This is a genomic window from Mogibacterium sp. CM50, from assembly GCF_000293155.1.
GTDB lineage: Bacteria > Bacillota > Clostridia > Peptostreptococcales > Anaerovoracaceae > Mogibacterium > Mogibacterium timidum.
Map to the genome: position 1 here is coordinate 1 of NZ_ALNL01000007.1, position 1,067 is coordinate 1,067.

Annotated in this window: 1 protein-coding gene; it reads right to left on the minus strand. The window is 44.7% G+C overall.

Going from position 1 to position 1,067, the window contains the following annotated elements:
- A partial coding sequence (locus HMPREF1152_RS09660; protein ID WP_009643166.1) for a CD1108 family mobile element protein occupies positions 1-1,067 on the minus strand: 1,067 nt, incomplete at both ends.

A 1,067-nucleotide genomic window follows, 5' to 3' on the forward strand; every position in this document is an offset into this window, starting at 1 on the left:
GATACAAAGCAGGCGCACCATTCCACACGTCCGTTAAAGCCGTACCAGCTCCAATAAGGATAGCCGCCTACATTTCCGACCTGCTTTTTTGCAAGATTTACAAGCTCCGGATTTCCGGGGCGGGTGCCGTTTACAAAATAAACGCCGCTTAAATCCTCCGATGCGCTTCCATCAGGGGAGCCTCCGCCGAATACAAGAGGTTTGTTTCCGCTGGTTTCAAGATAGACGCGGTACATTTTAAGCTGTTCTTCATTTAGGATTTCTCTTGCAATATCTGAAAGCGGCGTTGTTTTCAGTCTTACGTGAAGAATGTAATAGTTGTACGGGACTTCTTCCTCCGTGGTTTCTCCAGTGTCCGGATCGGTATGGGTTTCTGTTTTGTAGCGCACCTCGATTTCTTCTTTTAATGTCAAAGAATACTGCTTTGTGAAAATCTTCTGTAAGTCCGCTTGCACTTTGGAAAGGGTATAGCTTTGATGTTTTGCCGTAAGGATGGAAGCAAGCTCATGGGGGTTGTGCCCGATGCCGTCAAGCTCGTATTTATACTCGTCATAGCCGGGATAATCCTTTTCTACACTATCTATTTTCCCCTGAAGCTCATTTTCCATAGCGGCATAGGCATTTTCCACCGCCACAAGATCGCTGTCCTCGGATGTATAGCTTGTGCCTAAAATTCCGTTAAAGCCTCCCGATAAAAGAGAGGAACAGGAAGATAAGCCGGTAAAAATTAGAACGAATATGAGAAGCAGAGCTATCAAAATTGCAACTCCCCGTCTATGCCTTATAACAAATGAGCCTGCCTGTTTTGTCTTTTCCGCGGATTTCCTTGCCGCCTTTGCCGCTTTCTGTCCTTTTTTACGAAGCTCTGCGGCATACTGCTTTTTTAATCTTTTCTTTTGCAGCATACGGTTGATAGGATTTGCAGATGACAGATTTGGATTTTCATACATGGCTTTTTTGTAGAAATACTTTGCATTTGCTTTTTCTGCGGCTTTCTCCGCTTTCCTTGCCTTGCGGTAGGGCTTTAGCCTCTGATTTCTGTAATTTTCTCTTGCCTTTCTTACGCT